This is a genomic window from Klebsiella oxytoca NBRC 105695, from assembly GCF_001598695.1.
In the GTDB taxonomy this organism is placed as follows: Bacteria; Pseudomonadota; Gammaproteobacteria; order Enterobacterales; family Enterobacteriaceae; genus Klebsiella; species Klebsiella oxytoca.
Map to the genome: position 1 here is coordinate 48,920 of NZ_BCZK01000019.1, position 26,268 is coordinate 75,187.

At 55.8% G+C, this 26,268-nt stretch carries 22 protein-coding genes and 4 tRNA genes; 7 read left to right on the forward strand and 19 right to left on the reverse strand.

All coding sequences use genetic code 11. The features are described from left to right. Positions 1 to 205 precede the first annotated feature (205 nt). Genes hemC through hemY form a run of 4 tightly spaced genes read left to right on the forward strand, consistent with a single transcriptional unit; the run spans position 206 to position 4,290 of the window. Positions 206 to 1,147, forward strand: coding sequence for a hydroxymethylbilane synthase (hemC, locus tag KO1_RS24200; protein ID WP_016808212.1), 942 nt, complete (start codon positions 206 to 208; stop codon positions 1,145 to 1,147). Continuing rightward, on the forward strand, positions 1,144 to 1,884 hold the full coding sequence (gene hemD / locus KO1_RS24205; protein WP_004107673.1) for a uroporphyrinogen-III synthase: 741 nt from the start codon (positions 1,144 to 1,146) through the stop codon (positions 1,882 to 1,884). The genes hemC and hemD overlap by 4 nt, the downstream gene beginning before the upstream one ends. Positions 1,885 to 1,905: 21 nt before the next feature. Further along, on the forward strand, positions 1,906 to 3,090 hold the full coding sequence (hemX, locus tag KO1_RS24210; RefSeq protein ID WP_024274882.1) for a uroporphyrinogen-III C-methyltransferase: 1,185 nt from the start codon (positions 1,906 to 1,908) through the stop codon (positions 3,088 to 3,090). A 3-nt stretch (positions 3,091 to 3,093) separates the two neighbouring features. Then, the gene (gene hemY, locus KO1_RS24215; RefSeq protein WP_004107671.1) at positions 3,094 to 4,290 is read left to right on the forward strand and encodes a protoheme IX biogenesis protein HemY; all 1,197 of its coding nucleotides are present in this window, start codon (positions 3,094 to 3,096) and stop codon (positions 4,288 to 4,290) included. Between the two features lie 584 nt (positions 4,291 to 4,874). Here the strand turns inward: hemY and KO1_RS24220 are convergent. From KO1_RS24220 to trxA, 19 genes are all read right to left on the reverse strand, one after another. Beyond that, positions 4,875 to 4,951, reverse strand: a tRNA-Pro gene (locus KO1_RS24220). Between the two features lie 45 nt (positions 4,952 to 4,996). Next, positions 4,997 to 5,083, reverse strand: a tRNA-Leu gene (locus KO1_RS24225). A 22-nt stretch (positions 5,084 to 5,105) separates the two neighbouring features. Next, positions 5,106 to 5,181: transfer RNA gene (locus KO1_RS24230), tRNA-His, on the reverse strand. A gap of 55 nt (positions 5,182 to 5,236) precedes the next feature. Further along, positions 5,237 to 5,313, reverse strand: a tRNA-Arg gene (locus KO1_RS24235). A gap of 105 nt (positions 5,314 to 5,418) precedes the next feature. After that, entirely contained in the window at positions 5,419 to 6,801 is a 1,383-nt protein-coding gene (gene thrP / locus KO1_RS24240; protein ID WP_004107670.1) for a bifunctional threonine/serine APC transporter ThrP, read from the reverse strand. Between the two features lie 231 nt (positions 6,802 to 7,032). Continuing rightward, the gene (wecG, locus tag KO1_RS24245; RefSeq protein WP_004107669.1) at positions 7,033 to 7,773 is read right to left on the reverse strand and encodes a lipopolysaccharide N-acetylmannosaminouronosyltransferase; all 741 of its coding nucleotides are present in this window, start codon (positions 7,771 to 7,773) and stop codon (positions 7,033 to 7,035) included. 11 nt (positions 7,774 to 7,784) lie between these two features. Beyond that, a complete protein-coding gene (wzyE, locus tag KO1_RS24250; protein WP_004107667.1) occupies positions 7,785 to 9,131 on the reverse strand; it encodes an ECA oligosaccharide polymerase in 1,347 nt (448 codons plus the stop codon). Next, entirely contained in the window at positions 9,128 to 10,207 is a 1,080-nt protein-coding gene (locus KO1_RS24255) for a TDP-N-acetylfucosamine:lipid II N-acetylfucosaminyltransferase (protein WP_004107664.1), read from the reverse strand. Before KO1_RS24255 ends, wzyE begins: the two co-directional genes overlap by 4 nt. Further along, on the reverse strand, positions 10,204 to 11,454 hold the full coding sequence (gene wzxE / locus KO1_RS24260) for a lipid III flippase WzxE (protein WP_004107662.1): 1,251 nt from the start codon (positions 11,452 to 11,454) through the stop codon (positions 10,204 to 10,206). The genes KO1_RS24255 and wzxE overlap by 4 nt, the downstream gene beginning before the upstream one ends. A 1-nt stretch (position 11,455) precedes the next feature. Beyond that, positions 11,456 to 12,586 carry a dTDP-4-amino-4,6-dideoxygalactose transaminase gene (rffA, locus tag KO1_RS24265; RefSeq protein ID WP_004107661.1) on the reverse strand — a complete coding sequence of 377 codons (1,131 nt, stop codon included), beginning with the start codon at positions 12,584 to 12,586 and terminating at the stop codon, positions 11,456 to 11,458. Between the two features lie 4 nt (positions 12,587 to 12,590). After that, complete coding sequence (gene rffC, locus KO1_RS24270; RefSeq protein ID WP_016808209.1) at positions 12,591 to 13,265, reverse strand: dTDP-4-amino-4,6-dideoxy-D-galactose acyltransferase; 675 nt, start codon at positions 13,263 to 13,265, stop codon at positions 12,591 to 12,593. After that, a complete protein-coding gene (gene rfbA / locus KO1_RS24275) occupies positions 13,243 to 14,124 on the reverse strand; it encodes a glucose-1-phosphate thymidylyltransferase RfbA (RefSeq protein WP_004107659.1) in 882 nt (293 codons plus the stop codon). Before rfbA ends, rffC begins: the two co-directional genes overlap by 23 nt. Before the next feature lie 17 nt (positions 14,125 to 14,141). Continuing rightward, the gene (gene rffG / locus KO1_RS24280; RefSeq protein ID WP_004116976.1) at positions 14,142 to 15,209 is read right to left on the reverse strand and encodes a dTDP-glucose 4,6-dehydratase; all 1,068 of its coding nucleotides are present in this window, start codon (positions 15,207 to 15,209) and stop codon (positions 14,142 to 14,144) included. Then, positions 15,206 to 16,468: a UDP-N-acetyl-D-mannosamine dehydrogenase gene (gene wecC, locus KO1_RS24285; RefSeq protein WP_004116973.1), complete on the reverse strand. Its 1,263-nt coding sequence runs from the start codon at positions 16,466 to 16,468 to the stop codon at positions 15,206 to 15,208. The genes rffG and wecC overlap by 4 nt, the downstream gene beginning before the upstream one ends. Continuing rightward, positions 16,465 to 17,595, reverse strand: coding sequence for a non-hydrolyzing UDP-N-acetylglucosamine 2-epimerase (wecB, locus tag KO1_RS24290; protein ID WP_004107651.1), 1,131 nt, complete (start codon positions 17,593 to 17,595; stop codon positions 16,465 to 16,467). Before wecB ends, wecC begins: the two co-directional genes overlap by 4 nt. Before the next feature lie 56 nt (positions 17,596 to 17,651). After that, the gene (gene wzzE / locus KO1_RS24295; RefSeq protein WP_024274881.1) at positions 17,652 to 18,698 is read right to left on the reverse strand and encodes an ECA polysaccharide chain length modulation protein; all 1,047 of its coding nucleotides are present in this window, start codon (positions 18,696 to 18,698) and stop codon (positions 17,652 to 17,654) included. A gap of 21 nt (positions 18,699 to 18,719) precedes the next feature. Then, entirely contained in the window at positions 18,720 to 19,814 is a 1,095-nt protein-coding gene (gene wecA, locus KO1_RS24300) for a UDP-N-acetylglucosamine--undecaprenyl-phosphate N-acetylglucosaminephosphotransferase (RefSeq protein ID WP_004107647.1), read from the reverse strand. Positions 19,815 to 20,056: 242 nt separating this feature from the next. After that, positions 20,057 to 21,316, reverse strand: coding sequence for a transcription termination factor Rho (gene rho / locus KO1_RS24305; protein WP_002883293.1), 1,260 nt, complete (start codon positions 21,314 to 21,316; stop codon positions 20,057 to 20,059). Positions 21,317 to 21,645: 329 nt separating this feature from the next. Next, positions 21,646 to 21,975, reverse strand: coding sequence for a thioredoxin TrxA (gene trxA / locus KO1_RS24310; protein ID WP_004097507.1), 330 nt, complete (start codon positions 21,973 to 21,975; stop codon positions 21,646 to 21,648). Positions 21,976 to 22,318: 343 nt separating this feature from the next. Here trxA and rhlB point away from each other — a divergent pair, with 343 nt between their 5' ends. The 3 genes from rhlB to KO1_RS24325 all read left to right on the forward strand — a co-directional run bounded on the left by rhlB (position 22,319) and on the right by KO1_RS24325 (position 26,158). Further along, entirely contained in the window at positions 22,319 to 23,584 is a 1,266-nt protein-coding gene (gene rhlB / locus KO1_RS24315) for an ATP-dependent RNA helicase RhlB (protein ID WP_024274880.1), read from the forward strand. A 126-nt stretch (positions 23,585 to 23,710) separates the two neighbouring features. Next, positions 23,711 to 25,219, forward strand: coding sequence for a guanosine-5'-triphosphate,3'-diphosphate diphosphatase (gppA, locus tag KO1_RS24320; protein WP_163470876.1), 1,509 nt, complete (start codon positions 23,711 to 23,713; stop codon positions 25,217 to 25,219). Positions 25,220 to 25,237: 18 nt separating this feature from the next. After that, entirely contained in the window at positions 25,238 to 26,158 is a 921-nt protein-coding gene (locus KO1_RS24325; protein WP_016808204.1) for a LysR family transcriptional regulator, read from the forward strand. Positions 26,159 to 26,268 lie beyond the last annotated feature (110 nt).

The following is a 26,268-nucleotide window of genomic DNA, read 5'->3' on the forward strand; positions in this document are numbered from 1 at the left end:
ACACCTTGCTGATTGACCGTAAAGAAAGATGCGCTACATACAAGTGTAGCACCCTTTACTACGTGTAAATTCTTCACTACGTTTGCGGCAACTCGCAAACGCATGAAAGGCTAAAAAGATGGCCGCGACCCTTAACCCCACAAAACTAACATCCCTAAGACAACAATGTTAGGATGGTTAGTGGTCGACAATGACGGTAACAAGCATGTTAGACAAAGTTTTGAGAATTGCCACACGGCAAAGCCCGCTTGCGCTATGGCAGGCACATTATGTGAAAGAGCGTCTGGAGTCCTGCCACCCGGGGCTTTCCGTTGAACTGGTGCCTATGGTCACCCGCGGCGACGTGATCCTTGATACGCCCCTTGCAAAAGTGGGCGGTAAGGGTCTGTTTGTGAAAGAGTTAGAGCTGGCGATGCTGGAAGGCCGCGCCGACATCGCCGTCCATTCGATGAAAGACGTACCGGTGGAGTTTCCCGCAGGGCTTGGGCTGGTGACCATCTGCGAGCGTGAAGATCCGCGCGATGCGTTTGTCTCAAACCACTACGCTTCCATTGATGAATTGCCGCACGGCAGCATCGTTGGCACGTCAAGTTTACGCCGCCAGTGTCAGCTGGCCGCAGCGCGGCCGGATCTCACGATCCGCTCCCTGCGCGGCAACGTAGGCACGCGTCTGGGCAAGCTTGATAGCGGCGAGTATGACGCCATTATTCTTGCCGCCGCAGGGCTTAAACGCCTGAACCTGGAGGCGCGTATTCGTCAACCGCTATCGCCGGAGCAATCACTGCCCGCCGTTGGCCAGGGCGCGGTCGGCATCGAGTGTCGTCTTGACGACGAATGGACCAAAGCGCTACTGGCCCCGTTAAATCATACGGAAACGGCCATACGCGTACGCGCTGAACGGGCGATGAACACCCGGCTGGAAGGCGGCTGTCAGGTGCCGATCGGCAGCTATGCCGAACTGATCGACGGTGAGCTATGGCTGCGCGCGCTGGTTGGCGCGCCGGATGGCTCACAAATGGTGCGCGGCGAGCGGCGCGGCCGTGCGGAAGAGGCAGAAACGCTCGGCGTCTCTCTCGCCGAAGAGCTTCTGAATAACGGCGCACGTGACATTCTTGCCGTCGTCTATGCAGGAGAAGGTCCACAATGAGTATCCTGGTCACCCGTCCGCTGCCGCAAGGCGAAGAGTTAGTCAGCCGCCTGCGCGCGCTGGGGCGCGTGGCCTGGAGCTTCCCGCTCATTGAATTTACCCCTGGACGTCAGCTTCCTGAGCTGGGCGGCCAGCTGGAAAACCTCGCGGCTGGCGATTTGCTCTTCGCACTGTCCCAGCACGCCGTTGAGTTTGCCCACTCTCGCCTCCAGCAGCAAAGGCTGCGCTGGCCTTCGGCGCCTGACTATTTTGCCATTGGCCGCACCACCGCGCTGGCCCTGCATAAAGTCAGCAATCGTCATGTTCGCTATCCGTTAGATCGGGAAATCAGCGAAGTCTTGCTACAATTACCTGAATTACAAAACATTGCGGGGAAAAGAGCGCTCATCCTGCGCGGTAACGGCGGGCGGGAATTACTCGGTGACACGCTTCGCGAACGCGGTGCTGATGTCACTTTTTGTGAATGTTATCAACGTAGTGCAAGGCACTATGATGGCGCAGAAGAAGCAATGCGCTGGCAGTCTCGCGGTATTTCAACGCTGGTCATTACCAGCGGCGAGATGCTGCAGCAGCTCTGGACGCTGATACCACAGTGGTATCGCGAACGTTGGCTCCTGAGCTGTCGCATTTTAGTTGTCAGTGAACGTCTGGCCGAGCAGGCCAGAGAATTGGGCTGGCAGGATATCCAGGTTGCCGATAGCGCCGACAACGATGCGCTGCTACGCGCATTACAATAACTCTCAACATTGGAAGCCATAATGACGGAACAACAGAATCAATCCGCCGTGGTTGAAGAGACCAGGGAGGCCGTGGACACGACGTCACAGCCAGAAAATAACGTAGAAAAGAAAAACGGCGGCAGTAAAACCAGCCTCGCGCTGAGCGCAATAGCTATTGCTATCGCCCTCGCCGCTGGCATAGGTCTTTATGGCCTGACGAAGACCCAGGCAACCCGCCAGAGCGAAGCCAGCGCCGGGCTATCCAGCCAGATCGCCGCGCTGCAAAAAGCCCAGGAAAGCCAAAAAAGCGAACTCGAAGGCATTATTAAACAGCAGGCCGACCAGTTGACGGAAGCGCAGCGTCAGCAGGAGGCTCTGGCGAAGAAGCTGGAAGAAGTTCAGGAGAAGGTTGCGGTTATTTCCGGCAGCGACGCAAAAACCTGGCTGCTCGCGCAGGCGGATTTCCTCGTGAAACTGGCCGGACGTAAGCTGTGGAGCGATCAGGACGTAACGACCGCTGCCGCGCTGCTGAAAAGCGCCGACGCCAGCCTCGCCGATATGAACGATCCGAGCCTGATCGCCGCGCGTCGCGCCATTACCGACGATATTGCCTCGCTTTCTGCCGTGAGTCAGGTCGACTACGACGGCATCATTCTGAAGGTGAACCAGCTCGCCAACCAGATCGATAATCTCCGTCTGGCGGACAACAACGATGACGACACGCCGATGGATTCCGATAGCGATGAGCTATCCAGCTCCATTACCGAATGGCGTGTAAACCTGCAAAAAAGCTGGCAGAACTTTATGGACAGCTTTATTACCATTCGCCGCCGCGATGAAACCGCCGTGCCGCTGCTGGCGCCGAACCAGGACGTCTACCTGCGCGAAAATATTCGCTCCCGTCTGCTGGTCGCAGCGCAGGCTGTCCCTCGCCATCAGGAAGAAACCTACAAACAGGCTCTGGATAACGTCTCGACCTGGGTTCGCGCTTACTACGACACGGAAGACGCCACCACCAAAGCCTTCCTTGAGGATGTGGATAAGCTCAGCCAGCAAAGCATCACCATGAACGTACCGGAAAACCTGCAAAGCCAGGCGCTGCTTGAGAAACTAATGCAGACGCGAGTGCGTAATCTGATGGCGCAGCCGGCTGAACCCCAGACCAGCGCGCCGGCCCCTGCCCCTGCAGCCCACGCGCCAACGCCTGCGCCACAAGGAGAGTAACGCATGTTGAAAATTCTCTTACTCTTCGCGCTGCTGCTTGCCGGGATTGTGGTCGGGCCGATGATCGCGGGTCATCAGGGCTACGTGCTAATCCAGACCGATAACTACAATATTGAAACCAGCGTGACCGGGCTTGCGATCATCCTGATCCTCACCATGGTGGTACTGTTTGCCATTGAGTGGCTACTGCGGCGGATTTTCCGCACCGGCGCGCACACCCGCGGCTGGTTCGTTGGCCGTAAGCGTCGTCGCGCTCGTAAGCAAACAGAGCAGGCGCTGCTGAAGCTGGCGGAAGGTGATTACCAGCAGGTTGAGAAGCTGATGGCGAAAAATGCCGATCACGCTGAACAGCCCGTTGTGAACTACCTGCTGGCAGCGGAAGCCGCCCAGCAGCGTGGAGATGAAGCTCGCGCTAACCAGCATCTGGAGCGCGCTGCTGAATTAGCCGGTGACGATCTGATCCCTGTCGAAATAACCCGCGTACGTCTGCAGTTGGCGCGTAATGAAAACCACGCCGCCCGCCACGGTATCGATAGGCTGTTGGAGATCACGCCGCGTCATCCGGAGGTTCTGCGCCTTGCCGAGCAGGCCTACATCCGTACCGGCGCCTGGAATTCGCTGCTGGATATCATTCCGTCAATGGCGAAAGCCAACGTCAGCGATGAAGAGCATCGCGCTGAGCTGGAACAGCTGGCGTGGATTGGTCTGATGGATAAAACGCTGGCCGACGGCGGCAGCGAAGGTTTGCGCGACTGGTGGAAAAGCCAGAGCCGTAAAACCCGCAGCCAGGTGGCGCTACAGGTGGCGATGGCGAATCGTCTTATCGAAAGCGACGATCATGATACCGCGCAGCAGATTATTATCGAAGGTCTGAAAAAGCACTATGACGACCGTCTGGTTATGCCGATTCCGCGGCTGAAAACCAATAACCCTGAGCAGCTGGAAAAAGTGCTGCGTCAGCAGCTTAAAACGGTCGGCGATCGTCCGCTGCTGTGGAGTACGCTGGGGCAATCGCTGATGCGCCACGGTGAGTGGCAGGAGGCCAGCATCGCGTTCCGCGCAGCCCTCAAGCAGCGCCCGGATGCGTTTGACTACGCATGGCTGGCGGATACTCTTGACCGCCTGCATCAGCCGGAAGAAGCGGCGACGATGCGTCGCGACGGCCTGCTGTTAACCCTGCAAAACAATCCGCAGCAGTAATGTCACTCTCGCCTCCGCCGGGGGCGAGAATCACTTCCTCTCCCGCCGGAACGTTTCCCGCTCCCTGAAAAGAAAAAAACGCCTGCTCTGAAACCAGGGCAGGCGTTAAAACAGGTCTGTTTGACAACAAATTGGGTGCTTCACTCAACGTAGTGTCCATGGTGTTTGATGAGGCTATATGCTTCATCCTTCACGCTGTCTCTTCGTTAGCTGCACACGCTCACTCCAGTCACTTACCTTTGTAAGCTCCTGGGGATTCCCGTGCTGGCCGTCTCGACACATCATGAATGATTTAGCATATAAAATGCGACATCTGTCAGTGGACGATAAGCACCGTAAAACGGCTCTGCATCATTCCTGAGTTTATGAGGCACTAAGGCGAACATAAGAGATGGAATGAGCATCTACCCGATTATTATCGCACAGGATCAGGAGAAGATGCATCTATCTGAACAAAGAATTGGGACTATTCTGGACAATAAATGACGTCAGGGTTAACGAAGTATTGTTTGCGATATCAGGGAGATAAACGTTTTTTTGCAGAATCAGAAAACAAAAAACCCCGCCGAAGCGGGGTTCAAAATTGGTCGGCGAGAGAGGATTCGAACCTCCGACCCACTGGTCCCAAACCAGTTGCGCTACCAAGCTGCGCTACTCGCCGATGTACTGCTTTTTTGAATTTTTAGTTCAATTCTTTATAAAGTCGTGGTGCGAGGGGGGGGACTTGAACCCCCACGTCCGTAAGAACACTAACACCTGAAGCTAGCGCGTCTACCAATTCCGCCACCTTCGCAATTTCACAACTTTCTAAATAATGGGGTGGCTAATGGGATTCGAACCCACGACAACTGGAATCACAATCCAGGGCTCTACCAACTGAGCTATAGCCACCACTGCAAATCTTTTACGCGGTATTGAAACCACCGCAGCTCCAGCACCGGGTAAATGGTGCGCCCGACAGGATTCGAACCTGAGACCTCTGCCTCCGGAGGGCAGCGCTCTATCCAGCTGAGCTACGGGCGCTTAGCGCCGTTGCGGGGTCGGATAATACGGACTTCCTACCCCGCTGTCTAGTGCCTTTTAAAAGAAAATTATCGTTTGCTCATGCTTTGTGCGTTTTGTTGCTTATTACGCCACATTATCAACATTTCCGCGTCGACCAAGGCCAAATACCTTATAAATAAGCGTCACGGCGGCGAGGAAAATAATTCCGACAAAGAGCGACATACGCGTATCGTCGTTAAATCCCATCCCTATCAGCACGCAAACCAGGAACGCCATGGTTAAATAGTTTGCCCACGGGAATAGCAGCGAGCGGAAAGGATGGCTGGCCATCGCTTCTTTATGTACCAGACGAAAACGTAGCTGGCTAATCAGAATTACGAACCATGGCACCATTCCCGGCAGCACGCTGGCGCTGTAGACGTAAACAAATACCCGCTGTGGATTAGGAATAATGTAGTTCAGGCACGAACCGACCAGCAGAATCAGGATCGACAGCGCCACGCCCGCCGACGGCACGCCGTTACGCGAAACTCTGGCGATGGCCGCAGGCAGCTGGCGATTCTTTGCCAGCGCGTAGAGCATCCGTCCACAGCTATACATTCCGCTGTTACAACCGGAAAGCGCCGCCGTCAGCACCACAAAGTTGATAATCCCTGCCGCTGCGGTGATACCGATTTTGGCAAAGGTCAGCACGAACGGACTGCCGTTGGAGCCTATCTGATCCCACGGGAAAATAGTGACGATCACAAAAATCGCCCCGACATAGAAAATCAGGATTCGCCACAGCACTTTGCCGACCGCGCTACGCAGAGTGACCTGCGGATTTTTCGCTTCACCGGCGGTGATCCCGATAAGCTCGACGCCCTGATAGGAGGCGACCACGATGCATAGCGCCGTCAGAAAGCCCTTCCAGCCGCCGGCAAAGAAACCGCCGTGCTCGGTCAGATTGCTAAAGCCAATGGAGTGTCCGCCGTTGCCAAAGCCAAAGAAGATGACGCCCAGCCCCACCACGATCATGACAATAATGGTGGTCACTTTAATCATGGCAAACCAGAATTCAATTTCGCCGTACAGACGTACCGCCGCCAGATTCGCCAGCGCGACCAGCCCAACCGCGATAAGCGCCGGTATCCACTGCGCCATCTCCGGGAACCAGAACTGGACATAGACCCCGATCGCCGTAATCTCCGATATCCCGACCGCCATCCACATAAACCAGTAGGACCAGGCGGTCAGATAGCCAAAAAACGGGCTCATATAGCGGTGCGCATAAACAGCGAACGAGCCGGTAACCGGTTCGAGGAACAGCATTTCGCCCATCGAACGCATAATAAAGAAGACGAAGAGCCCCGCGATAATATACGCCAGCAGAACCGAAGGTCCGGCCCACTTCAGCGTACTTGCCGCCCCCATAAATAGTCCCACGCCAATCGTGCCGCCAAGGGCGATTAGCTCAATGTGCCGCGCCTCCAGTCCCCGCTGAAGTTCCGCTTTTTTCTCAGTCATATAGCCTCTTGTGTTTGCCCTGCTCCGGATTTAAGCGCATCCCAGGCGAGATGGGCTTATGCCGGTTATTTTTATGAACGAATAGCCCTGCCTGCGCGACGGTAAACCTGACCGTCGCGTTTTAAGCATGCGAATGGTTAATGAATTTGAGGGAAATGGCAAATAAAGTATCAGGCGAGTGAAGACATTACACAGAATATCCAGGTAAACCCGCCCGCTCGCAGTGGAATATCAAAGCTTATCGGTATAATACCAGCGTAAATAGCGCAGCAGACGCGCCTGCCTTTTTATTCGGCTCGGCTGCGAAACCAGGCGATAAAACCACTCCAGCCCCAGGTCCTGCCAGAACTTCGGCGCTCGCTGAACATGACCGGTAAAGACATCGTAGGTTCCGCCTACGCCCATATAAAGCGCCTGCGGATAAACTTCCCGGCAATCGCGCATCAGGATCTCCTGACGCGGCGACCCCATCGCCACGGTGACGATCTTCGCCCCGCTATCGCGAATACGTTCAAACAGCGCCTGACGCTGGTCAGCAGCGAAATAGCCGTCCTGGCTGCCGACGATGTTTACGTTCCAGCGCTGACGAAGCTGCTGTTCCGTCTGCGCCAGCACTTCGGGCTTACCGCCGATCAGAAATACCGGCGTTCCCTGAGCGCCAGCGCGCGCCATCAGCGCTTCCCATAAATCAGCCCCGGCGACGCGCGATACCTGCGCCTGAGGGTATTTTTTACGTAATGAGCGCACCACGCTGATGCCGTCAGCATATTTAAACTCTGCGGCTTCGATCAGCGCCCGAACTTCGGGGTTATCCTCTACCGCCAGCATCTTCTCTGCATTAATCGCCACCAGCGTACCCGTACGGATCTCGCCATCGGCATACAGATAGTCCAGAGCATGTTGCATATCGCGCCAACCAATGAGTTGCAACCCTCTCAGCAGGTACAACGGCGCGGATGTAGTCTCAGTCATGTACACCCTTATCAGACTTGAGGTTGCGTCAGCGGTTTAGCCCGCTTATGAATCAGCCCGACGCTATCGAGGAACCAGTACAGCAGTTTCGCCGCCAGTAGGCAGATCCCAAAGATAACGAGGAAAAAAACCACGCGAGAGCCAAAGGAATCCAGCCCTTCACGCGCCAGCACGATCATGTTGAAGATAGCGCCAAAACAAAAACTGTGCAGGATCGCCGCTTTATAGCGGTTCGTTTCCCGGTTGCCAAGCTCGTACAGCCAGTCAAACCATTTAATAATCAGCCCAACCGCTACCGCGCCCAGCGGCACGAACCAGACGCCCCCCATCACCACCAGCGAGCCAATCAGGGTTGGCGAAATCGCCAGGCCAGAATGGTTATTCAGCACTTCCCAGGTGAAATAGTTCGCAGTATTGAGCACCATTGTCGGTCGACCGTGCCACAACCAGCTGGGGATAAAAACATAGAAATCGCGGACGATTGGCGCCAGGCCCTGAAACTCAATCTTGTCGTAATTTTGCAGCAGCAGAGCCAGGTTCTCCCACGGCGAGAAGGTATCGCGGGTCAGATAGAGGAAAGTATAAAACGCTTCATCGCCGCTGACGTTCATTCCGTAGCGTTTGAGCGCCAGCCAGAACATGCCGACGATGCCCAGTACGCCCGCCGCCGCCAGTATCCACAGACTTATCCAGCCGCGAATGATGCCAATAAACAGGAAGATAGCAAACGCAATGATGATATTCGCCCGGGTCCCGCCAACGATGGCATAAGTCAGCAGACCAAATGCGACGGTGCTGACGAGGAAGAATATCCACGCTTTATAATCCTGACGCAGAAAATAGACCACCAGCATTGCCGGAATGAAAAAGTAGAAGAAACGCTTTAGCGCCACGCCGGAAACTTCGCTGGAGAAGATCTGGCTATAGGAATTGAGCTTGAATAACAGAAAGCCGTTATGCGCAAAGAAGATCCCGACGCAGAGCAGCGCCAGTCCCAGCAAAATCCCCCAGGCCAGATGGGTCTCCACGCGGTTCATCGTAAACAGCGGACGATGCTGATGGCTCTGCGCCGCCGAGCGTAGCCGCGTTTTATAAGTCACGTAGTAAACCGCATAAAAACAGACGGAAACCAGCAGAGTTTGCAACAGAATTTCCGGCGGGGCGACCGCCACGTCGAAGCGAAACACCAGAATACTGGTCAGCGGAAAGCCAAAGAAAAAGGTCAGCAGAAACAGCAGCGAGAAAAAGACGTTGAAGTTGAAGCGCACCCGACGAAATTCAAACCAGGTGGCGGTGGCGATAAAAAGCGTCGACAGCAGCCAAACCAGCAGCAGTCCGCTAAATTGCATTAATGTCATGCATCCACCCCCGCGGCAATCCGCAACGCCCGTCGCCAGCCCGTCAGATAATTAGGACGGAAGAAGGCAATCTGATTCTTATCCACGCCGGCCAGCTGGCGCTGCGCTTCACGCACCACGGCCGCGTCCAGCGTATCGCTGGTAAAGAGTACCGGAATATGCTGCTCCGACATATCCTGCCAGAAGGGATTCTCCCGGTTCAGCACGCAGGGGATCCCCGCCTGAATCAGCAGACACAGCGTGCCGATCCCCTGCTGGCGGGCAAACAGGAAGTAGCCAAGATCGCAGCGGCGCAGCAGGGCCAGATAGTCATCAAACGCCAGCTTATCGCCCAGTACCTGAAGATGCGGCGGGCTGAACAGCGCCGCGCCGGCCGCGCGAACTTCATTGATGTAGTCGCTATTATTGGCCGGATAACCCATCGGCACGACAACGTTGACCGTATCGCCAAACTGCTGATGAATCGCGCGCAGCGCGGCGATATGCTCGTTGCTGCGGTCGCCGGAATTCCCCACCAGGATAGTCAGCGTCTCGCCGCGCGGCGCGCTTTCAGCAAGCGAGTTCAGCGCCGGATCCATGCGGGTCGGGAAATAGAGCAGTTCGCCCGGCACGCCCGAATGCCGGGCGGCGAACCAACTGAGATCGCCGCGGGTCGCAAAGACGCGCCCTACCCGCCCCTGCGCCAGGCGCCGCAGCGGATAAAACAAGCGAAACTTCAGGCTGGCGGAATTCTCATACAGATCCGCGCCCCAGATGTGCCAGTTAAACTGCGCCGGGCGGATCCCCCCGCTGAGCAGCGCCAGCCACAGGCCGGTATTAAACTGGCCGTGAAAGAAAAAGCGCTGCTGCCGGTTCGCCTTTGCCAGCGCGATAACCGCCTTTGCCAGCGACTTCTTCCCCGGATAGCAGCTGATGGAGAGCGCGGGGTACGCTTCGCGAATTCCTGTCGCATCACCGACGACCATAAACAGGCGAGCCTGCTCGTCATTGACGGCCAGCTCATCATTAAAGAACCGCAGAACGGTCTGGTTGTGGTGCGGGATATCCGATCCCAGTACATGTATCAGTGCTGTCATGCCCGTTTACGCCAAAGTAAAAACACGCCGCTACAGAGGGCGAAATAAACAATATAAGTAGCCATATACGCCTGCGCCGCGCCGATAGCGCCGTGCGCCGGTATAAGCCAGTGCGAGAATGCGGTCAACAGCGTGAACTGGCTGATTTCCGTCAGAATATAAAAACGCAGCGAGGCTTTGGCGATCACCAGATAGCCATAAACATATGCCCCGACCTTCAACACATCGCCCACCAACTGCCAGGCAAACAGATCGCGCATTGCCGTAAAGCGGTCGGAAAACAGCAGCCAGATAGCGAAATCGCGCAGCAGCCATACGGTCAGGCTGGCTGCAGCTACCGCCGGGAGAACAAATTTTAACGATTTGCCAATCTCACGGGTGATATCCGCTTTCGCCGTCAAGCGGGACAATGTCGGTAACAGATAAACGCTAAATGATGCGGTAATAAACTGTAAATAGGCATCGGAGATGCTGCTTACCCCCTGCCAGATCCCCACCGCGTCCCAGCCATAGTGGGCCGCCAGCAGGTTACGCATCATCACGTAGGCTACCGGCAGCGTCACCGAAGTAATCAGCGCCATCAGGGTAAATTTCGACAGCTGCCCTGCGAGGCCGTTGTCCCAGCGCGGACGCAGCGCGCTCAGCGGAATATTGCCGCGTCGCCACAGTACGATAGCCGCCGGCACGACCACCAGCGCAGGTACCAGCGCCAGTCCCAGCAATGCGCCCTGATAGCCGCCGAAACGGTAGCAGGCATAGTACGCCGCCACGCCAATCAGGCTCCCGGCGATAAGCGACAGCGCATTGCCCGCCGCATCGCGAAACCCCTTCATCAGCGCTAACAGGAAGTTCGCCCAGGCAATGCCCATCTGCACCAGCGCTACCAGCCGTACCAGATTCTGATAATGCTGATGACCGAACAGACCCTGGCTTATCGGCGCCGCCGCCAGCAGGAATATCAGCGCCAGCAGGGTGGAGAACCCCAGCACCATCGCTGAAGCGGTGCCGACGACGTTGTGCAACTGCCGGCGATCGTCATGATGCTGGGCTACCAGCTTCGTGACGCCGTTAAAGATTCCGGCCCCCGCCAGCACGCCAAGCACGGTCACCAGCTGGCGGAAGTTGCCCGCTTGCCCCACGCCTGCCGGGCCGAACGACACCGCCAGCAGTTTAACTACCAGCAGACCGGCGCCGATTTTGACCAGCGTGGACGCTGCGGTCCACAGAGAAGCTTTAGCCAGCGACATATCAGGAGAAATAGCTCAGCAGCGAGTTAATCACCGTGCGCTGGTTTACGCTCGACAGGTTGTAGAATAACGGCAAACGCAGCAGGCGTTCGCTCTCCTGAGTCGTGAAGCGATCCGTCCCGTGGAACACGCCGAAGTTCTCCCCGGCCGGGCAGCTATGCAGCGGAATATAGTGGAACACGGCCAGAATCTCCGCCTCTTTCAGCCAGGCAATCAGCTTACTGCGATCGTCAATATCGCGCAGCTTGATGTAGAACATATGCGCATTGTGCCCGCAGTCGGCAGGCACAATCGGCAGCTCGATACGCCCGGCGCGCGCCAGCGGCAGCAGGGCCTCGTAGTAGTTCTGCCACAGCGCCAGGCGCTGCTGGTTAATTCGCTCCGCCGCTTCCAGCTGCGCCCACAGATAGGCCGCCTGTAAATCGGACATCAGGTAGCTGGAGCCGATATCACGCCAGGTGTATTTATCCACCAGACCACGGAAAAACTGGCTGCGGTTGGTGCCTTTTTCTCGAATGATCTCCGCGCGCTCTACCAGCTTGCGATCGTTAATCAGCGTCGCGCCGCCTTCACCGCCCGCAGTGTAGTTTTTTGTTTCATGGAAGCTGAAGCAGCCAATATGGCCGATAGTACCGAGCGCCCGGCCTTTATAGGTCGACATCACGCCCTGAGCGGCATCTTCCACGACAAACAGATTATGTTTGCTGGCGATAGCCATAATGGTGTCCATTTCGCAGGCCACGCCGGCGTAGTGGACCGGCACAATCGCGCGGGTTTTGTCGGTGATCGCCGCTTCAATCAGCGTTTCATCAATATTCATGGTGTCGCGACGAATATCAACGAAGACGATTTTTGCGCCACGCAGCACAAAGGCGTTGGCGGTGGAGACGAAGGTATAGCTCGGCATAATCACTTCATCGCCCGGCTGGATATCCAGCAGCAGCGCCGCCATTTCCAGCGAAGCGGTGCAGGACGGCGTCAGCAGGGCTTTGGCAGTACCGAAGCGCTGCTCCATCCACTGCTGGCAGCGGCGGGTAAAACCGCCATCGCCGCACAGCTTGCCGCTTCCCATCGCGGACTGCATATAATCAAGCTCGGTTCCCACCACCGGCGGTGCGTTAAATGGAATCATCATGTCACCTGTATAACCAGTACGCGGTGCTTTCGACATTCGCACCGCTAAGAATGTAACGTTTAAGCGCGGCGGTGTTGCCCATCTGGGTCGCCACCCGCAGTGTCTTCAGCCCGCGCAGCGCGGTCCAGCCCTGAGCTGCCTGCATTAATTCCGCTCCGGCTCCGCGTCCGGCCAGCAGGCCAATCCTTGCCTCGTGCGCGCTAAGCTGGCGCAGGGAGACAAAAGCGCGGATATCGCCGCCAGGGGCGCGAAACACCAGACACTGATGATCGAAGGTGCCGCGCACCGCATTTTCAATCCACTGGGCATAGAAACGGCCGCTGGCATCGGCTGCGTACCAGGGCGCGCGAAAACGGCTCTGCGCAAAGGCCAGCGCTGCCAGTTCACGCAGCCGGGGAATATCCGCCTCGGTCGCCGGCTCGGCGCCACTATCACCATAAGCGGCTGGCGAAAGCGCGAGATCGACCTCGCCCTCCACCAGTCGGAAGCCCAATGCCTGCAGCGCATCCAGGCGTGCGGTATCATCCGCCGCAACTTTCGCCTGTACCCGCGACCAGTTCGCCAGCGCGTCCACCGTCAGCGGCGGCGCATCATCGCCAAAGCGCAGGATAGCGCTATTGACGCCGAAGAAGCGGTTCTCCCACTCCAGGGACTCAATACTGGCGCGGGCGGGCACGGAGTAAATCCAGTAAGTATTGACCGTAGCCGGTTTTTTCCAGCCGTTTCGCCGCGCGCTTCACGCCGTCGTCGTCCAGCCAGCCGTTGCGCCAGGCGATCTCTTCCAGGCAGGCAATCTTGAAACCCTGACGCTTTTCCACCGTTTGCACAAACATGCTGGCTTCGATCAGGCTATCGTGCGTGCCGGTATCGAGCCAGGCAAAACCGCGGCCCAGCAGCTCAACCGTTAGCGCGCCATCGTCGAGATACATTTGATTGATGGAGGTGATCTCCAGCTCGCCGCGCGCCGAGGGTTTAACCCGTTTTGCGTATTCCGCGACTTTACCGTCGTAGAAATAGAGGCCGGTTACCGCCCAGTTGGATTTGGGCTGCTTTGGCTTCTCCTCCAGCGAAATCGCGCGGAAATCGTCATCAAACTCCACCACGCCAAAGCGTTCCGGGTCCATCACCTGATAACCAAACACCGTCGCCCCGGAAGTGCGGGACGCGACGCTACGGAGCTTCGGGCTAAAACCCTGGCCGAAAAAGATATTATCGCCGAGCACCAGGCATGAGGGCTCACCGTTGAGGAACGCCTCGCCGATGATAAAGGCCTGCGCCAGCCCGTCCGGGCTTGGCTGCGCGGCGTAGCTGAGCTGAACGCCGAACTCCGAACCATCGCCAAGCAGGCGCTGGAAATCGCGCTGGTCGTCCGGGGTGGTAATGATCAGCACTTCGCGAATCCCGGCCAGCATCAGCACCGAGAGCGGATAGTAGATCATCGGCTTATCGTAGATGGGTAGCAGCTGTTTTGAGACGCCGCGCGTGATCGGATGCAGGCGGGTACCCGATCCGCCTGCCAGAATAATACCTTTCATTTTACCCCCTCAAGCGCTCAGGCTTGCAGCCCCAGGCGTTCACCCTGATAGCTGCCGTCCAGCACCTGCTGCCACCAGGCTTCATTAGCCAGGTACCACGCAACGGTTTTGCGCATCCCGCTGGTGAACGTTTCGGCCGGCGTCCAGCCCAGTTCACGCGCTATTTTCGCCGCATCAATAGCGTAGCGCAGGTCGTGGCCGGGACGATCGGCAACAAAGGTGATGAGATCGCGATAGCGCGCAAGGCCTTCCGGTTTGCGCGGCGCCAGCTCTTCCAGCAGATCGCAAATGGTTTCCACTACCTCGATATTTTTCCGCTCGTTATGGCCGCCGATATTGTAAGTTTCGCCCGGCTCACCGCTCGTTGCCACCCGATAGAGCGCCCTGGCGTGATCTTCAACGTACAACCAGTCGCGGATCTGCTGCCCGTTGCCATAAACCGGCAGCGGTTTACCCGCCAGCGCGTTCAGGATAGTCAGCGGGATCAGTTTTTCCGGGAAATGATACGGTCCGTAGTTATTCGAGCAGTTGGTGACCAGCGTTGGCAGGCCATAGGTTCTCTTCCAGGCGCGCACCAGATGATCGCTGCTGGCTTTCGACGCCGAATAGGGGCTGCTGGGCGCATAGGGCGTGGTTTCGGTAAAAAACGCGCCGCTGTCGTGCAGATCGCCATAGACCTCATCCGTTGAGATGTGGTGGAAACGAAAGGCGGATTTTTTATCGTTCGCCAGCGTATTCCACCAGGCCCTGGCCGCTTCCAGCAGCGTCCAGGTACCGACAATGTTGGTTTCGATAAACGCCGCCGGGCCGTCAATAGAGCGGTCAACGTGGCTTTCAGCGGCCAGATGCATCACCGTATCGGGCTGATAGTGGCGAAATACCCGGTCCAGTTCAGCGCGATCGCAGATATCCACCTGTTCAAAAGCAAAACGCGGATCCCCGGCGACAGGCGCCAGCGACATCAGATTCCCCGCGTAGGTCAGCTTATCAACCACCACCACGTTATCGCTGGTTGCAGTGATGATTTCACGCACCACCGCAGAACCGATAAAACCGGCGCCGCCGGTGACCAGAATCGTTCTCACCGCCATACCCCTTTGGTATCGACGATAAACTGCTGGCTGACGCTATCCCCGCTAATCGCTTTAAATTCTTTATGATCGACCAGCATCACCAGCACATCGGCGCTCGCCAGCGCTTCGTCGAGCAACGCCAGAGCGCACAGGCCATCAAGCTTCTTCGGCAACTGGTGGATATTCGGCTCAACAACCAGGGTTTCGCCGCCGTGCCAGCGGGCGATTTGTGCGGCAATGGCCATGGCCGGGCTTTCGCGCAGATCATCAATATTCGGCTTAAACGCCAGGCCAAAGCAGGCGATTTTTATCTCGCTGGCGCGTTTGTTGCTGGCGGCAAGGCAGTCGGCGACCCGCGCTTTAACTTCATCGATCACCCACTCTGGTTTATGGTCGTTAACTTCACGCGCGGTACGGATAAGCCGCGCCTGCTGCGGGTTTTGCGCCACGATAAACCACGGGTCGACCGCGATGCAGTGACCGCCAACGCCCGGACCGGGCTGGAGAATGTTCACGCGCGGATGGCGATTCGCCAGGCGAATCAGTTCCCAGACGTTAATCCCCTGATCGGCGCAAATCAGCGAAAGTTCATTGGCAAAAGCGATATTAACGTCGCGGAAGCTGTTTTCTGTCAGCTTGCACATTTCGGCGGTGCGAGAGTTAGTCACCACACATTCGCCTTCGAGGAAAATTTTATACAGCTCGCTGGCGCGGGCTGAGCAAACCGGCGACATACCCCCGATCACGCGATCGTTTTTGATCAGCTCAACCATGACCTGACCCGGCAAAACGCGCTCCGGGCAGTAGGCGATATTCACGTCCGCCGCTTCGCCAGCCTGCTGCGGGAAGCTCAAATCGGGGCGCATTTCCGCCAGCCAGTCCGCCATCTGTTCGGTTGAACCTACCGGCGAAGTGGACTCGAGGATAACCAGCGAACCTTTCTTCAGCGTCGGCGCGATAGATTTAGCCGCCGACTCGACGAAAACCATATCCGGTTCGTGCAGGTCTTTAAACGGCGTCGGCACCGCAATCAGATAGGCGTCAGCTTCTACTGGCGCGGTGGTGGCGCTCAGATAGCCCTGCTCGACCGCCGTTTTAACGACGCTCGCCAGATCCGGCTCCACGATATGAATTTCACCACGGTTAATGGTCTCCACGGCGTGTTGATTGACATCAACGCCGACCACCCGCTTTTGCCGGGAGGCGAACGCGGCAGCGGTTGGCAGGCCAATATATCCAAGGCCAATCACTGAAATGGTAGAAAAATTCATAGCGTTACCTGATTATTTTTAAGTGCAGACAAAATACGATGACACGCTTGTCCATCGCCGTACGGGTTATGCGCCCGGCTCATGGCCTGCCAGGCGGACTCATCATGCAGCAAGCGCGTGACTTCATTGACGATGCGCTGGCTGTCGGTACCCACCAGGCATACGGTTCCCGCGCTGACCGCTTCCGGACGCTCGGTCATTTCGCGCATTACCAGCACCGGTTTGCCGAGCGATGGCGCCTCTTCCTGGATACCGCCGGAATCGGTCAGAATCAACCACGCGCGATTCATCAGCCAGACGAACGGCAGATAATCCTGCGGCTCAATAAGCATGACGTTCTCAACGTGGCCGAGAATACGGTTAACCGGTTCGCTGACGTTCGGGTTCAGATGCACCGGATAGACAATCTGTACGTCTGGGTTATTGGCAGCGATCTCTGCCAGCGCGTGGCAGATTTGCTCAAAACCGCGGCCAAAGCTTTCCCGACGATGCCCGGTGACCAGAATCATCTTCTTACCGTTGGCGAGAAAAGGATAACGCTGAGTCAGCTCGTTACGCAGCGCTTCATCGCTCAGTACCCGATCGCGCACCCAAAACAGCGCATCAATAACCGTATTGCCGGTTATCGTGATCCGATTATCGGCAATATTTTCCCGCAGCAGGTTCTGCCGCGAGGTTTCCGTCGGCGCAAAATGGTACGTTGCCAGATGCCCGGTCAACGTGCGGTTCCCCTCTTCCGGCCACGGCGAGCTCAGATCGCCCGTGCGCAGTCCGGCTTCCACGTGCCCCACCGGAATGCGCTGATAGAAAGCGGCAAGGCTTGCCGCCATCGTCGTGGTGGTATCGCCATGCACCAGCACCACATCTGGCTTAAACGACTCCAGCACCGGCTTTAAGCCCTCAAGGATGCGGCAGGTAATCTCCGTCAACCCCTGACCCGGCTGCATGATGTTAAGGTCGTAGTCCGGAACAATAGAAAAAAGTTTCAACACCTGATCGAGCATCTCCCGATGCTGCGCGGTCACGCAAACTTTCGCCTCAAAATGAGGATCCCTTGCCAGCGCATGAACCAGAGGCGCCATTTTGATGGCTTCTGGTCTCGTGCCAAATACCGTTAGTACTTTCACATCGATTCTCTTCGATTAGGCGATGAAGGCTGGATGTCCTTCACCACAGGTCGCATTCACTGGACACGGCGACGCGTTAACGCAACGCCTGCGCCGATGAGCGCGCCCACAATCCCCCACATCACCATCAGAAACGCGCGGCGCGGGCTATCGCGTTTTACCGGTTCTTCAGGCGTTCGCAAATACCTGTAAGTCTGAAAACGCGGGTCCAGGGTCGGTCCCACGTTTAACGTCGTTAACATGGCTCGGCTTTGGTCATAATCAAGATCGTACTGCGGCCCGACCGCCTGCAGATTTTCCAGACGGGCCTGCAGCATCGGCCGGCCCAGTAAAAACAGTTCGGAATCCGGCAGCTGGTCTGGTGGAATATCGGTTTCGCTGCGGGAAATATTGTGTTGCTGGGCGACTTTCAGCGCCTGCTCCACGCTATGCATGCGGCGATTGAAAATTTCGCGCGCCACCTCTTCCTGGCGCTTAACCTGCGCTTTCATCTGCACGGTTCGCGCGGCCCAGGCGCCCTTAAGCTCGTCATTCAGGTGACCCGCCGCGCGCTGGCTGGCGAAGGCGACATACTGACGCAGCAGATTATTGGCATCCGGGGCGGTTTCCGCCGTCAGCTTCACGCTGTCGTTAACGCTTTTGAGCGCATCGCCAGGCATAAACTGAATGTCGTTAATCAGATCGTCCAGCAAAGCGGCATCGGCGCGGGCGTTACCCGATTGGCGCTGCTTGTAGTAGTCCGTTTGCAGCCAGAAATCGCGGCGGGTATCCCATGACGCCTGCTGCATAATGAACTCTTTATACGCTTCATCCATTACCGAAGGTTGATCGACCGAGACGAGATTGGCCTTGATATCGAGATTGCGTAAAAACTGCTGTTGCGAATAGTACCCGCCCAGCATGTTCACCGTCGGCCGGTCGGTAATTGCCGTCGCGCTCCACTCCTGGCGAGCAAAGAAGGTATAGACCAGAACAATCAGTGCAAAGAGCACCGCGAAACCTGCTATCCAGCTTTTTCCTGCCCACAGGGCGCGAAACAGCCCGCGAATATCCAGCTCATTCTCAACGTTCACTGTTTGTGCTCCCGGTAATGGTTGAGTCATCACGTCCCCAGATTGACTTGGTTAATTTGGATTATTGCCGCTGTGTCGCCGTATTCTGCGTCTAATGCGCTTAACCATGCGCGCCACTTTCCAGGCGCGTTTAATACAGTAGCCATAAAGAAAGAAGGCCACCAAAAAGAGTATTAACATCACCCATTCAGGAACAATACGGGTGTATTCCGCTGCCACACCAACCAGCGCCAGCAGCGCGGCGGCCAGGGTGATCAGCACGAATGCCTGGCGGGAAGTAAACCCGGCGCGCATGATCAAGTGATGAATATGCTGACGGTCCGGGGAGAACGGACTCATTCCTTTACGCAGGCGGCGGTACATAATCGCCACCATATCCATCAACGGGATCGCAATAATCCATAGCGCAGTGACAGGGCTAATGGGATGCGTCTTTCCCTGCGTGGTCTCCAGCAGGATCCAGATGATAGTGAAGCCAATCATGGTGCTGCCGGCGTCACCCATAAAGACTTTATAGCGACGGCCAAGCGCCCCGAGGTTTAGTAAAATATAGGGCAAAATGGCGGCAATCATCGCAAAACACCACATTGCCAGGCTGTACTGGCCATCAAACCACAGAATGATACCGGTTGCCGCAAAAGAGACGGAGGAGAGGCCGCCCAGCAGTCCATCGATGCCATCAACCATATTGAAGGCGTTGATCGCGGCCCAAACGGCGAAAAGCGTGAGGAAGAAGCCAAAGGGGCCGAGCACCAGCTCCCATGAGCCAAATATAAAGCCGAGGCTACTTAGATGAAGATTTCCCACCATCATCATAATGACGGCGATGGCGGCCTGAATTACCGCGCGAATTTTTACGCTGATATCAAAGCGGTCGTCTAACGCGCCGACCAGCACAAGCACCCCGGCACACCCCAGGTATAACTTTGCGTGGGGAATGTAATAATCGGCGATGGCAAACGTAAAACAAATACCTGCGAAAACTGAAATACCACCGACTAACGGAATCAAACCCTGATGCCGTTTACGATAGTTAGGTTTATCCACGAGCCCAACTCTTTTTGCCGCCTTGCGGGCGACAAATATAAACAGGGTGGTGAATAAGAAAATACTGATTAATTCAGTAATAGCAGTGAGTAAATTCACAACGCATGTGCTCTCAGCATAGTTAATCCGGGAAGTATAACGACGATGCCTCAACTCCAGAAGGGGCAAAGCAGAACATTACAAATTTATTGTAGAAATTTTAGACTGTTAAAGCTGTCTCTGCCTGCCATCCTGCTGCGCACATCATACGTTAACGCCCATTTTGTTTTCCCTTCCTGGATCATACAAACCCGGAAAACAAAACGCCACGCAATAGCGTGGCGTTCTCTGGCTTTTTTAACTTACGAGCGCTTCATCATATCGAAGAAGTCGTCGTTAGTTTTGGTCATCGCCAGTTTATTGATGAGGAATTCCATCGCGTCGATTTCACCCATCGGGTGAATGATTTTACGCAGGATCCACATCTTCTGCAGCTCTTCCTGAGTGGTGAGCAGCTCTTCTTTACGGGTACCGGAACGGTTGTAGTCGATAGCCGGGAAGACGCGTTTCTCAGCGATCTTACGTGAGAGGTGAAGCTCCATGTTACCGGTGCCTTTAAACTCTTCGTAGATAACTTCGTCCATTTTAGAACCGGTATCGATCAGCGCTGTTGCGATGATGGTCAGGCTACCGCCCTCTTCCACGTTACGCGCGGCGCCGAAGAAACGCTTCGGACGATGCAGGGCGTTGGCGTCCACACCACCGGTCAACACTTTACCGGAAGCCGGAACTACGGTGTTGTAGGCGCGCGCCAGACGGGTAATCGAGTCGAGGAGGATGATAACGTCTTTCTTGTGTTCAACCAGACGCTTCGCCTTCTCGATAACCATTTCGGCAACCTGAACGTGGCGAGAGGCCGGTTCGTCAAAGGTAGAAGCAACCACTTCGCCTTTAACCAGACGCTGCATCTCGGTCACTTCTTCCGGACGTTCGTCGATCAGCAGTACCATCAGCACGCAATCAGGATGGTTGTACGCAATGCTCTGCGCAATATTCTGCAGCAGCATGGTTTTACCCGCCTTCGGCGGCGCAACAATCAGACCACGCTGACCGCGGCCGATCGGCGATGCCAGATCCAGCACGCGAGCGGTTAAGTCTTCCGTTGAGCCATTACCGCGTTCCATACGCAGACGTGAATTTGCGTGCAGCGGGGTTAAGTTCTCAAACAGAATCTTGTTACGGGCGTTTTCCGGCTTATCGTAGTTAACTTCGTTAACTTTCAACAACGCAAAGTAACGCTCACCCTCTTTAGGAGGACGAATCTTACCGGAAATGGTGTCACCAGTGCGGAGGTTGAAGCGGCGGATTTGGCTGGGAGATACGTAGATGTCGTCGGGACCGGCGAGGTAGGAGCTGTCTGCTGAACGGAGGAAACCAAATCCATCCTGCAGTATCTCCAGTACGCCATCGCCAAAGATATCTTCGCCACTCTTCGAATGCTGCTTGAGGATGGCAAAAATAATATCCTGCTTACGCATACGGGCCAGGTTTTCCAGCCCCATATTTTCGCCGAGAGTAATCAGCTCAGAAACCGGCGTATTCTTTAATTCGGTAAGATTCATAATGGTGTGGGTTCTTAAACTCGGGGTAATTCTCGAACTTAATGTTGTGAATGGTATGGCAGGAACATCCATGCCTGTTAACGGCCTTCATCTCGTGTCTGTACGTTGCCTGGTCACAGGAAAGAACGCAGAACTGAAACGACTAAACGGAATGAGTGATAAGCCCGGATTATAAGCCTCACGCGCATTTTTGCGGGACGCTTTGGGTAAAACAAGATTCAAACAAAGGTATGTTTAAAACGAAGTCTGGGATTAACTTAGCACGACTCTCGCCGGGCGTCCAGAGATCCGCAAAAAATAGGAGCCTGGACGCCGGAACAGCAAGCCGCTTACGCCAGGTTGGCGTCAAGGAACTCTTTCAGCTGGCCTTTAGACAGCGCGCCGACTTTAGTCGCTGCAACTTCACCATTTTTGAACAGCAGCAGGGTCGGGATGCCGCGAATGCCGTATTTCGGCGCAGTACCCGGGTTCTGATCGATGTTCAGCTTCGCAATGGTCAGTTTGCCCTGATACTCTTCAGCGATCTCATCCAGAATCGGGGCGATCATTTTGCACGGACCACACCACTCTGCCCAGAAATCGACGAGGGTTAGCCCGTCAGCCTTGAGTACGTCCGTGTCAAAACTGTCGTCAGTCAGGTGAATAATTTTATCGCTCATATTTAACTCCACAGGAATAAGCCTGGTGTGTTGGTGTCGCAGTCATCAACGACGTGTCAATGCTACGTTATGCACGCTGTTCTTCAGAATGCCTCTTTTATAACGCTCTGCGTCACAATGTCCATCATGAACTTTGTCCCACAGAAGTTAAAGCAACCAGCGTTCAAACCGGCTTATCGCAGATTTGTCACCCTCGCCTTGCTTAGTAGTCTAAGCTTTCGAAGATTCGTTCAGTTGCCGCAGACGCACCTTGAATAATTTCATACATAGCCAACGAAAGGTTGACGTTATTTCACCGGATACGCTTTCTTAATGCAATAGTTAGCTGATATTCTACCACACTATGAGCAAAACACATTTAACAGAACAGAAGTTTTCCGACTTCGCCCTGCACCCGGCAGTGATTGAAGCCCTTGAAAAGAAAGGGTTTCATAATTGTACACCCATTCAGGCCCTCGCTCTCCCGCTAACGCTGGAAGGTCGCGATGTCGCCGGGCAGGCGCAAACCGGTACCGGTAAAACGATGGCGTTTCTGACGTCAACGTTTCATTATCTTCTCACACACCCGGCTATCGCTGACCGTCAGGTCAATCAGCCGCGGGCGCTAATCATGGCGCCGACGCGTGAACTGGCGGTACAGATCCATGCCGACGCTGAACCACTGGCGCAGGCGACCGGTCTGAAGCTGGGACTCGCGTACGGCGGCGACGGCTACGATAAGCAGCTGAAAGTGCTGGAAAGCGGCGTGGATATTCTGATCGGTACCACCGGTCGCCTTATCGATTACGCTAAACAGAACCATATTAACCTCGGCGCTATTCAGGTTGTCGTGCTCGACGAAGCCGATCGCATGTACGATCTCGGCTTTATTAAAGATATTCGTTGGCTGTTCCGCCGTATGCCGCCCGCGAATCAGCGCCTGAACATGCTTTTCTCCGCCACCCTTTCTTATCGCGTACGTGAACTGGCGTTCGAACAAATGAACAACGCCGAGTACGTTGAAGTTGAGCCAGAGCAGAAAACCGGCCACCGAATTAAAGAAGAACTGTTCTACCCTTCCAATGAAGAAAAAATGCGCCTGCTGCAGACGCTGCTGGAAGAAGAGTGGCCCGATCGCGCGATTATTTTCGCCAATACCAAGCATCGCTGTGAAGATATCTGGGGTCACCTGGCGGCGGACGGCCATCGCGTTGGCCTGTTAACCGGCGACGTCGCGCAGAAAAAACGTCTGCGTATTCTTGACGAATTTACCCGCGGCGAAATCGATATTCTGGTCGCAACCGACGTAGCTGCTCGCGGTCTGCATATTCCAGCCGTGACGCACGTCTTTAACTACGATCTGCCGGACGATTGCGAAGACTACGTTCACCGTATTGGCCGTACCGGCCGCGCTGGCGCCAGCGGTCACTCCATCAGCCTGGCCTGTGAAGAGTACGCGCTGAACCTTCCGGCGATTGAAACCTATATTGGTCATTCGATTCCGGTGAGCAAATACAATTCGGACGCGCTCATGACTGACCTGCCTAAGCCGCTGCGCCTCACGCGCCCGCGTCCGGGCAACGGCCCGCGCCGCAACGGTCCGCCACGTAATCGTCGTCGTTCAGGTTAAAGAAATATGCCATACACAAAATCGTTCAAGCAGCATCAAGGCCGCAAGAAAGCGAATCGCAACAAGCTGACGCTGGTCAGCGATTCGGGTACAGAGAACGCAGCCAACACAGAGGCAGTTTGAAAGATGAAGTGTATGAGTTCCACCTCGCTCTATGCCGCTATCGATCTGGGATCTAATAGCTTTCATATGCTGGTTGTACGCGAGGTGGCCGGAAGCATCCAGACCCTGAGTCGCATCAAACGCAAAGTACGTCTGGCCGCAGGCCTGAACAGCGACAACACGCTCTCTGCGGAAGCTATGGAACGCGGCTGGCAATGTTTACGCCTGTTTGCCGAGCGTTTGCAGGATATTCCTCCGGCGCAAACCCGCGTGGTGGCTACCGCGACGCTGCGGCTGGCGGTTAACGCCGGCGAGTTTCTGGAGAAAGCGCGGGACATTCTCGGCTGCCCGGTGCAGGTTATCAGCGGTGAAGAGGAAGCACGCCTGATTTATCAGGGTGTGGCCCATACTACCGGCGGTGCAGATCAGCGTCTGGTCGTGGATATTGGCGGCGCCAGTACCGAACTGGTTACCGGCACCGGTGCGCAAACGACCTCGCTTTTCAGCCTGTCGATGGGCTGTGTGACCTGGCTGGAACGCTACTTTGCCGATCGCAGCCTGACCAAAGAGAACTTTAGCCAGGCCGAAACCGCTGCGCGTGAAGTGCTGCGCCCCGTCGCCGATGTTCTGCGCTACCACGGTTGGAAAGTGTGCGTCGGCGCATCCGGCACCGTGCAGGCGTTACAGGAAATCATGATGGCGCAGGGGATGGATGAACGCATCACCTTAGCCAAGCTACAACAGCTCAAACAGCGCGCGATTCAGTGCGGACGTCTGGAAGAGCTCGAAATTGAAGGCCTGACGCTTGAACGCGCGCTCGTCTTTCCTAGTGGCCTGGCTATTCTGATTGCCATTTTCAGCGAGCTCAATATTCAGTGCATGACTCTCGCGGGCGGGGCGCTGCGCGAAGGCCTCGTTTACGGCATGCTGCATCTGTCGGTCGATCAGGATATTCGCAGCCGTACGTTACGCAATATTCAGCGCCGGTTTTTGGTAGATACCGAGCAGGCACAGCGCGTTGCTCAGTTAGCCGCCCATTTCGCTCATCAGGTAGAAAAGAGCTGGGAAATTGAGCCGTTATGCTTTGATTTGCTGCAAAGCGCCTGCCAGTTGCATGAAATCGGTTTGAGCGTAGAGTACAAACAGGCGCCGCTGCACGCCGCGTGGCTGGTGCGCAACCTGGACCTGCCCGGCTTTACCCCCGCGCAAAAGAAGCTGCTGGCGACGTTGCTGTTAAACCAAACCAACGCCGTCGATCTTTCTTCCATTCATCAACAGAACGCGGTGCCGCCGAGAGTCGCTGAGCATATGTGCCGTCTGCTGCGCCTAGCTATTTTATTTGCCAACCGCCGACGCGACGATCTGCTGCCGATGATGACGCTGGCCGCTGAAGATGAGTGCCTGACGCTGACCCTGCCGCAGGGATGGCTGGAAAACCATCCTCTTGGTCGGGAAATGGTCGAGCAAGAGTGCCAGTGGCAGAGCTACGTTCACTGGCCGCTGCAGATTATCGAGGATAGCGCAGCAATATAGCCCAATCAGGGGGATACCATGCGAGAAGAACTGGACTTCAAATCGCTGCGTTTTTTTTCCGCCCTCTTCCGTCTGGGCAATGTCTCTCCCGCCGCCGAAGCGCTTAATATCAGCCAGCCGACCGGCAGCTTATTGTTGAAAAAACTTCGCGAGCATTTCGACGATCCCCTGTTTGTGCGAATCGGACAGCGTATGGTGCCCACGCCGCGCGCAGATGATATTGCTCAGACCGTTTTTACTATTCTTCAACTGGTCGATAACCAGCTCCCTGGCAACCCTGAATTTAACCCCCAAGCCAGCACACGTAATTTCACTATCGGCATGACTGATATCAGCCAGATGACGTTGTTGCCGCCGTTGCAGGCACAGCTACAGCAGCTTAACGCCGAAGGCATTACTATTTCGGTGCTGAATATCGATGATCAAACGCTGGGTGCGCTTGAGTCTGGGAAGTGCGATTTAGCTATAGGCTATCTTAGGCAGCTACCGGATAACATTTACCAGCAGCGCCTGTTTGATCAATCCTACGTATGCCTGACAGCAGAAAACCATCCGCGGATCCGAGCCGCGTTTACCGCCGAGAACTGGCGCCAGGAAAAGCATCTGGCCGTTCACGTCAACGGGACCGGGCATGGCGATATCGATAGATTACTTAACGAATACGGTATGCCGCGACGCATCGCCCTCACTCTTCCCAGCTTTTTAGGCGCAGGCGAGCTGGTTGCGGGCAGTGAATTGATTGCCGTCGTCCCCGAGCAGCTGGCAAATCATATTATTACTCGCTATCCCTGCTGCAGCTGGCCGCTGCCATTTTCGCTGCCGGAAATTGCTATTCGCCAGGTCTGGCATCAGCGTCTGCACCGCGATCCCGGGCACATCTGGTTGCGGTCGCTGATCGTAAACTTACCCACAACCGGCAGTAGCAAAATTCCCTATTAATTTTCCGGCTCCCGGAGGTCATGCTGTATTAGCTTTTCTGATACCCTGTATTGCATTCTGTTTATTGCTGCCAGTACGTAAAAAATCCTATTCTCCTCGCATCAGGTCAT

Coding starts and splice junctions, on each gene's coding strand:
- thrP (WP_004107670.1), bottom strand. CDS start 6,801: ATGACTGAGAAAAAAGCGGAACTTCAGCGGGGACTGGAGGCGCGGCAC.
- KO1_RS24255 (WP_004107664.1), bottom strand. CDS start 10,207: ATGACAGCACTGATACATGTACTGGGATCGGATATCCCGCACCACAAC.
- hemC (WP_016808212.1), top strand. CDS start 206: ATGTTAGACAAAGTTTTGAGAATTGCCACACGGCAAAGCCCGCTTGCG.
- wzxE (WP_004107662.1), bottom strand. CDS start 11,454: ATGTCGCTGGCTAAAGCTTCTCTGTGGACCGCAGCGTCCACGCTGGTC.
- KO1_RS24325 (WP_016808204.1), top strand. CDS start 25,238: ATGCGAGAAGAACTGGACTTCAAATCGCTGCGTTTTTTTTCCGCCCTC.
- rho (WP_002883293.1), bottom strand. CDS start 21,316: ATGAATCTTACCGAATTAAAGAATACGCCGGTTTCTGAGCTGATTACT.
- wecC (WP_004116973.1), bottom strand. CDS start 16,468: ATGAATTTTTCTACCATTTCAGTGATTGGCCTTGGATATATTGGCCTG.
- wzzE (WP_024274881.1), bottom strand. CDS start 18,698: ATGACTCAACCATTACCGGGAGCACAAACAGTGAACGTTGAGAATGAG.
- rfbA (WP_004107659.1), bottom strand. CDS start 14,124: ATGAAAGGTATTATTCTGGCAGGCGGATCGGGTACCCGCCTGCATCCG.
- rffA (WP_004107661.1), bottom strand. CDS start 12,586: ATGATTCCATTTAACGCACCGCCGGTGGTGGGAACCGAGCTTGATTAT.
- wzyE (WP_004107667.1), bottom strand. CDS start 9,131: ATGACATTAATGCAATTTAGCGGACTGCTGCTGGTTTGGCTGCTGTCG.
- wecG (WP_004107669.1), bottom strand. CDS start 7,773: ATGACTGAGACTACATCCGCGCCGTTGTACCTGCTGAGAGGGTTGCAA.
- hemX (WP_024274882.1), top strand. CDS start 1,906: ATGACGGAACAACAGAATCAATCCGCCGTGGTTGAAGAGACCAGGGAG.
- trxA (WP_004097507.1), bottom strand. CDS start 21,975: ATGAGCGATAAAATTATTCACCTGACTGACGACAGTTTTGACACGGAC.
- gppA (WP_163470876.1), top strand. CDS start 23,711: ATGAAGTGTATGAGTTCCACCTCGCTCTATGCCGCTATCGATCTGGGA.
- hemD (WP_004107673.1), top strand. CDS start 1,144: ATGAGTATCCTGGTCACCCGTCCGCTGCCGCAAGGCGAAGAGTTAGTC.
- hemY (WP_004107671.1), top strand. CDS start 3,094: ATGTTGAAAATTCTCTTACTCTTCGCGCTGCTGCTTGCCGGGATTGTG.
- rhlB (WP_024274880.1), top strand. CDS start 22,319: ATGAGCAAAACACATTTAACAGAACAGAAGTTTTCCGACTTCGCCCTG.